Source organism: Dickeya sp. CFBP 2040 (assembly GCF_012273755.1).
Taxonomy (GTDB): Bacteria; Pseudomonadota; Gammaproteobacteria; order Enterobacterales; family Enterobacteriaceae; genus Dickeya; species Dickeya poaceiphila.
The window spans coordinates 116,418-122,688 of record NZ_JAAVXH010000006.1 but is presented as its reverse complement, the minus strand read 5'-3'; the positions used below and the strand labels follow the sequence as shown (position 1 = coordinate 122,688).

Below are 6,271 nucleotides of genomic sequence, written 5' to 3'. Positions count from 1 at the left end.
CGGATAATCGCCACGCCGATCTGTTATTTCTGCCGGAAATGGCGCTGTCTGATGAAGCGCGGGATTTTACCTGCGGGCGGGGTTTGATCCTTCGCCGATAGATCCGATGATGTTGATGGTGACGTTAGGGGATTGGGTGGGGAGTTTATCAACTTGAAATTGATGTCGTGCCTGTGAACATCAAAAAATGAATGGTTCGTTTTGCAGGGATACTTACAGTATATCGGCGAGCTAGTGACTTAAGCCAAAAAGCAAAAACCCGCCTTCTAGGCGGGTTCTTTAAATAAGTGGTGCCCGGACTCGGAATCGAACCAAGGACACGGGGATTTTCAATCCCCTGCTCTACCGACTGAGCTATCCGGGCAACGGGGCGCATTAAACCGGATTCAGGCTGCCTCGTCAACGTGAATTCACCCACTTTTTGATGGTTTGACTGCTTTTTCAGCGGTTATGCATTTTTTGCGCAAATAAGCAGCGCATCGCCGATGGAATTATCAATGAGGGCGTAGTGAAGACATTACGCCAGCGCGCCGTGTTTACGGCACATGGCGACGCGCAGTACGTCTTCTGCCAGCCGCTTTGCTACCGTCACGTCGGACAACTGGCGTTTTACCAGCAACTTACTCAGGCAGCCTTCCAGAATCAGTTCCAGCTGTAATGCCACCATGTCTGTATCGTCGGTTTCCAGTTGTTCCAGCAACGCTTTGGTGTACTGATATGACGCCTGTTTTTGTTGTTCGGCAATCTGGTGAATTGGGTGGAGCGGGTCTGGAAACGCACTACAGGCAGCGATGAACAGGCAACCGGGAAAACGATACTGGCTGACGGCGTCCTGTAGCCGTTGATAGCGTACCAGCAGCTTCTGTTCGGGCCTGAGTTGTTCATCTACGAATACCTGCTGGCGCCAGATATTCACCTGCTGGCTATGGTAGCGCAGGCTGTCGTACAACAAGGCTTCACGGTCGGGCCAGAAGGGCTGTAGCTCGGCAGGAGAAATGCCCAACTGATCGGCCAGTATCTCTAGCGTCGTGCCGGCGAATCCACGCTGTTCCAGCAAGGCCAGCGCTTGCTCCAAGACTTCTTCCCGTTGCATCATGCTTCTCCTGCTCTGTGCCATCACTAACCAGTGTGGTTTATCTCCGGCATCTTTCAAGTTGAATCGCGCTAGCGCGCGAGTGTCTGCAAATGTGCGGCAAAAGCGGCGGCGTCCATGAAGCCGGTAACGCGCGAACCCGGAATTTCCCGACCATTGGCGTCGAAAAACAGAATAGTCGGCAACCCCAGCACATGCAGATGTTGCAGCAGCGTCCGCTGAGCCTCGGCGTTGGCGGTGACATTCGCCTGCAATCGTTGCATGGAAGACAGCGATTGCTGCACTGTTATGTCGCGGAAGGTGTATTTTTCGAACTCTTTGCAGGCTATGCACCAGTCGGCGTAGAGATCGAGCATGGTGATACGGTTGCCGCTGCGGCTCAGCGCCGTGGTCAGTTCGTCCAGCGTATTGGTTGGTGTAAAGCGCAGTTGGCTGGTGTTGGTTGACTGCGCCTGTACCGGTGCGAATAACCAGTCCTGCAATGGCCTTGCCGCCAGCAGCGCGCCCAAAAACAGCAGAATTTGTATGACTCTCATGCCGCCGGCATGACTGCGCAGGCTGAGGGCAAACGCCCAGCCGAAAAACGCCACGCCGAGCAGTGCCCACATGCGCCACTCCCAGGTATCGCCCAGCACTCTTCCCAGCAGAAATACCGGTAGCGCCAGAATCACAAACCCAAACCCCTCTTTGACGTGACTCATCCAGGGGCCGCGCTTGGGTAACAACCGGTTGCCGAACAGGGTAATGACCATCAATGGCAGCCCCATACCGAGCGCATACAAATACAGCGAGCCGCCGCCGGCCAGCAGGTTACCGCTCTGAGCGATGTACAACAGCAGCGCGCTGAGCGGCGCGGTGGTGCAGGGCGAGCAAATCAGCCCAGCCAGTGCGCCCATGGCGAAGACCCCGGCAACAGAGCCGCTTTGCTGGCGATTGCTCCATAGCGTCAGGCGGGTTTGCAGCGATGACGGTAGTTGCAGGCTATAGACACCGAACATCGACAGCGCCAGTGCCACAAACATTATCGATAACCCAATCAGCACATAAGGATGCTGCAATGCCGCCTGAAAACGCAGCCCTGCCGCCGCAACAATCAGGCCGAGCACGGTGTAGGTCAACGCCATTCCCTGCACATACACCAGTGTCAGCAGCAGTGTGCGACCTGCGGATAAGCGTTGCTGGCGACCAAGAATCAGCCCGGAGATCAGTGGGTACATCGGCAATACGCAAGGCGTGAACGCCACGCCGATACCAACCAGCAGTGCCCACAACGGCGAAAACGGCAGTTGCGGGGTATAAGTGCGGTCTGGCTGCGGTGTAACGGTGGTTGGTGTTGCTGGTGCTCCGGTGCTAATGGCACTGAGCGGCACTGAACGGGTTTCCGGCGGGTAGCAGAACCCTGCGTCGGCACAGCCCTGATAAGTGATGCTCAACGTAGCACCGGACGGCACATTACGCAGAGGGACGTTGAGTGTCAGCGACTGGCGGTAAATAGAAACATCACCAAAGAATTCGTCACGGTGTGATTCGCCCGGTGGCAGCGTCACACCCGGTGGCGCGATAAGCGTGCTATCCAGCTTGATTTGCTGGCGATACAGGTAGTAGCCAGGATGAATCTGCCAGCTGACGGTCAGTTGATCGCCATGCTGTTGAAAATCCAACGCGAAGGCTTGGTCGACCGTCAGAAACTGAGACTGGGCGCTGCGCCCGAACGGGTTTTGCGCCGGGGCTTGCGTACTGAAAAGCAGGCTGAGGCACAGAACCGTCAGCGTAAGGATGCGTTGAGCCATGAGAGATAATCACTGTCGCCACCCTCGACCGGCAGCACCAGCAGTTCTGGTGTCTGGTAAGGATGTTGTTGTTTCAGATGAGTCAGCAGGGCGGACTGGTGTGCTCTGTCACTTTTCAGCAGCAGTTGAATTTCCGTCTGCTGTTCCAGTTTGCCTTCCCAGTGATACAGAGAAGTGGCGCCTGGCAATAAGGTGACGCAAGCAGCCAGACGTGCGTTCAGCGCAGATTGGGCCAGCTGTTTGGCGCAGTTTTCATCGGGCGCGGTGCACAGTATCACCACCGCGTTGTTGGATAACGGATTGTCGCTGGAGTCTGACATCGTAACCTCGATAACGCTAACGGTAGACACACTATACCGTGGCAGGGTGGCAATCGTAAGGCCGGATCGGCGTTAGAGCACCGATCCGGAAAAGCGTGGCGATGTGGTAGAGGTTACAACACCATGTGACCGACGATAAAGCCAAGGATGACCGACAACGAAATTGCCACCACGCCGGGGATCAAAAACGCGTGGTTGAAGACGTATTTGCCGATGCGCGTTGAGCCTGTGTCATCCATTTCTACTGCTGCCAGCAGCGTGGGGTAGGTAGGCAGGACGAACAGTGCCGATACCGCAGCAAATGAGGCGATTGCCGTCACCGGGCTGACGCCCAACATCAACGCCGCAGGCATTAGCGCCTTGGCGGTGGCTGCCTGAGAGTAGAGCAGCGTTGCAGCGAAGAACAGCACGACGGCCAGCATCCATGGATGGTTTTGCAACAATGTGCCCGCCGTGCTCTGAATATCGGCAATGTGTGCTTTGACGAAGGTATCGCCCAGCCAGGCTACGCCCATCACGCACACGCAGGCGCTCATGCCAGACTTGAAGGTACTGGCGCTGAGGATCTGTGCGGTATCGACGCGGCAGGTGATGCAGATAAGCGTGGCGATAGTCAGCATAAACACCACAATCGCTTCATTACGCGGCAATACCGGGTTATGAATCAGCCCGACGTTATCGCTGATTGCAGTGGCGTACAGCACAACGGCGATAATACCGATCAGGAATAGCCCGACCGAACGTTTGGCGCCGGGTTTCAGTACCGACTGACTATGACTGCGCAGCGAGACTTCACCTTTGCGCAGACGTTCCTGATAGACCTCATCATCTTTCAATTCCTTGCCAAGGAAATTGGTGAGCATGGCTGTCAGCAGGATAGCGATCAGCGTACTGGGAATGCAGATGCCGAGCAGTGCCAGATAGCTCACGCCTTTCGGTTCGAGTATGCCGGCGACGAAAACCACAGCAGCCGAAATAGGCGATGCCGTGATGGCGATTTGCGAGGCGACTACTGCGATAGACAGCGGACGAGACGGGCGGATGCCTTGTTCCTTTGCCACTTCGGCGATAACCGGCAAGGTGGAAAAGGCAGTATGTCCGGTGCCCGCCAGCAGTGTCATGAAATAGGTCACCAATGGGGCGAGAAAGGTGACATAACGTGGTTTACGACGCAGCAGCTTTTCCGCCAGACTGACCAGATAATCCATGCCGCCCGCTATCTGCATCGCGGCGATAGCGGCGATCACCGCCATGATGATTTCAATCACATCGAATGGAATAGCACCCGGTTTGATGTGAAACCCCAGCGTCAGCACCAGTACGCCGAGTCCACCGGCAAACCCGATACCGATACCGCCGAGCCTGGCGCCCAGATAAATAGCGAGGAGTACGATAAATAGTTCCAGAATAAGCATGTTGTTGTTCCTTCTGATTTTGTTGCCCGTGACATTGCAAAACGTCTTTCCATATCTTTTTCTTATAGTTATGGCTAAAGGTTGGCCTTTTGCGGCGCGGAAAAAAGAGTGGATAGAACAAAGGCACGCAGCCCTAACGGACTGACGTGCCTTACAGAGAAGACGGTGCGGAATTAGGACGCGTCTTGATCTTCGGTGTAGCGTTTGGCCTTGTAAGCCGGGTGCATCAGGTTTTGCACTGAGAAGATGTCATCCAGCTCGGCTTCGGTCAGCAGACCGCGTTCCAGCACCACTTCACGCACGCTCTTACCGGTTTCGGCGCAAATTTTGCCGACGATGTCGCCATTGTGGTGGCCGATGAACGGGTTCAGGTAGGTGACGATACCGATGGAGTTGAATACGTAGGATTCGCAGACGTCTTTATTGGCGGTGATGCCTTCGACGCATTTCTCCAGCAGGTTGTAGCAGGCGTTGGTCAGAATCTGGGTAGATTCAAACATGGCCTGGCCAATGACGGGTTCCATCACGTTCAACTGCAACTGACCGGCTTCGGCTGCCATCGTGACGCAGGTGTCGTTGCCAATCACCTTAAAGCACACCTGATTGACCACTTCCGGCACGACCGGGTTGACCTTGGCGGGCATGATTGAGGAACCGGCCTGCAGTTCTGGCAGGTTGATTTCATTCAGGCCAGCGCGCGGGCCGGAGGAGAGCAGGCGCAGGTCGTTACAGATCTTGGACAGTTTGACTGCCAGACGTTTCAGCGCGCTGTGTACCATGACGTAGGCGCCGCAATCGGAGGTCGCTTCGATCAAGTCTTCCGCCGGTACGCATGGCAGCTTGCTTACTTCCGCCAGTTTTTGCACCGCCAGTTGCTGGTAGCCGTCCGGCGTGTTGAGACGGGTACCGATAGCGGTAGCGCCCAGGTTCACTTCCAGCAGCAGCTCCGCCGTGCGCAGCAGGTTCTTGTTCTCTTCGTTCAGTAGCACATTGAAAGCATGGAACTCCTGGCCCAGCGTCATCGGCACGGCATCCTGCAACTGGGTGCGACCCATCTTCAGGATGTTATCGAATTCTTTGGCTTTATTCTGAAAGCCCTCGCTCAGTACCGTCACGGCTTCGACCAGTTTCAGAATGCAGGTGTATACCGCAATACGAAAACCGGTGGGGTAAGCATCGTTGGTGGACTGGCATTTGTTGACGTGATCATTGGGGTTCAGGTACTGATATTCCCCTTTTTTGTGGCCCATCAGTTCCAGACCGATGTTAGCCAACACTTCGTTGGTGTTCATGTTGACGGATGTGCCTGCACCGCCCTGGAACACGTCAACCGGGAATTGGTCCAGGCATTTACCATTGACCAGTACTTCATCACAGGCTTTGATGATGGTGTCGGCAATCTTGCGCGGTATGGTTTGAAGTTCACGGTTGGCCATGGCAGCGGCTTTTTTAACCATTACCATGCCGCGTACGAACTCCGGAATGTCGCTGATTTTCTGGTTGCTGATATAGAAGTTTTCTATAGCACGCAAGGTATGGACGCCGTAGTACGCATCAGCCGGAACTTCTCTGTTACCTAACAGATCTTCTTCAATACGAATGTTATCTGACATGAGAGCCTTCTCTTGTACTTCTGTCGATTAGAATTTATAG

5 protein-coding genes, 1 tRNA gene and 1 pseudogene are annotated in these 6,271 nt (G+C 55.0%); 1 reads left to right on the top strand and 6 read right to left on the bottom strand.

The window, feature by feature from the left end:
- Positions 1 to 41: 41 nt before the first annotated feature.
- Positions 42 to 157, top strand: a pseudogene (locus Dpoa2040_RS00815) (GNAT family N-acetyltransferase); the annotation flags it as partial.
- 131 nt (positions 158 to 288) lie between these two features.
- On the opposite strand, the gene Dpoa2040_RS00810 reads toward Dpoa2040_RS00815, so the two are convergent.
- From Dpoa2040_RS00810 to aspA, 6 genes are all read right to left on the bottom strand, one after another.
- Positions 289 to 364: transfer RNA gene (locus Dpoa2040_RS00810), tRNA-Phe, on the bottom strand.
- 153 nt (positions 365 to 517) lie between these two features.
- Positions 518 to 1,093 (bottom strand): transcriptional regulator, encoded by a 576-nt coding sequence (locus Dpoa2040_RS00805; RefSeq protein ID WP_042868404.1) that lies wholly within the window; start codon positions 1,091 to 1,093, stop codon positions 518 to 520.
- 71 nt (positions 1,094 to 1,164) lie between these two features.
- Positions 1,165 to 2,883, bottom strand: a complete 1,719-nt coding sequence (locus Dpoa2040_RS00800) for a protein-disulfide reductase DsbD (protein ID WP_168639955.1) — start codon at positions 2,881 to 2,883, stop codon at positions 1,165 to 1,167.
- Positions 2,859 to 3,203, bottom strand: coding sequence for a divalent cation tolerance protein CutA (gene cutA, locus Dpoa2040_RS00795; RefSeq protein WP_042868409.1), 345 nt, complete (start codon positions 3,201 to 3,203; stop codon positions 2,859 to 2,861). Before cutA ends, Dpoa2040_RS00800 begins: the two co-directional genes overlap by 25 nt.
- A 113-nt stretch (positions 3,204 to 3,316) precedes the next feature.
- A complete protein-coding gene (locus Dpoa2040_RS00790) occupies positions 3,317 to 4,618 on the bottom strand; it encodes an anaerobic C4-dicarboxylate transporter (protein ID WP_042868412.1) in 1,302 nt (433 codons plus the stop codon).
- 173 nt (positions 4,619 to 4,791) lie between these two features.
- Positions 4,792 to 6,231, bottom strand: coding sequence for an aspartate ammonia-lyase (gene aspA / locus Dpoa2040_RS00785; RefSeq protein WP_168639954.1), 1,440 nt, complete (start codon positions 6,229 to 6,231; stop codon positions 4,792 to 4,794).
- Positions 6,232 to 6,271: the final 40 nt, after the last annotated feature.

Coding starts and splice junctions, on each gene's coding strand:
- aspA (WP_168639954.1), bottom strand. CDS start 6,231: ATGTCAGATAACATTCGTATTGAAGAAGATCTGTTAGGTAACAGAGAA.
- Dpoa2040_RS00800 (WP_168639955.1), bottom strand. CDS start 2,883: ATGGCTCAACGCATCCTTACGCTGACGGTTCTGTGCCTCAGCCTGCTT.
- Dpoa2040_RS00805 (WP_042868404.1), bottom strand. CDS start 1,093: ATGCAACGGGAAGAAGTCTTGGAGCAAGCGCTGGCCTTGCTGGAACAG.
- Dpoa2040_RS00790 (WP_042868412.1), bottom strand. CDS start 4,618: ATGCTTATTCTGGAACTATTTATCGTACTCCTCGCTATTTATCTGGGC.
- cutA (WP_042868409.1), bottom strand. CDS start 3,203: ATGTCAGACTCCAGCGACAATCCGTTATCCAACAACGCGGTGGTGATA.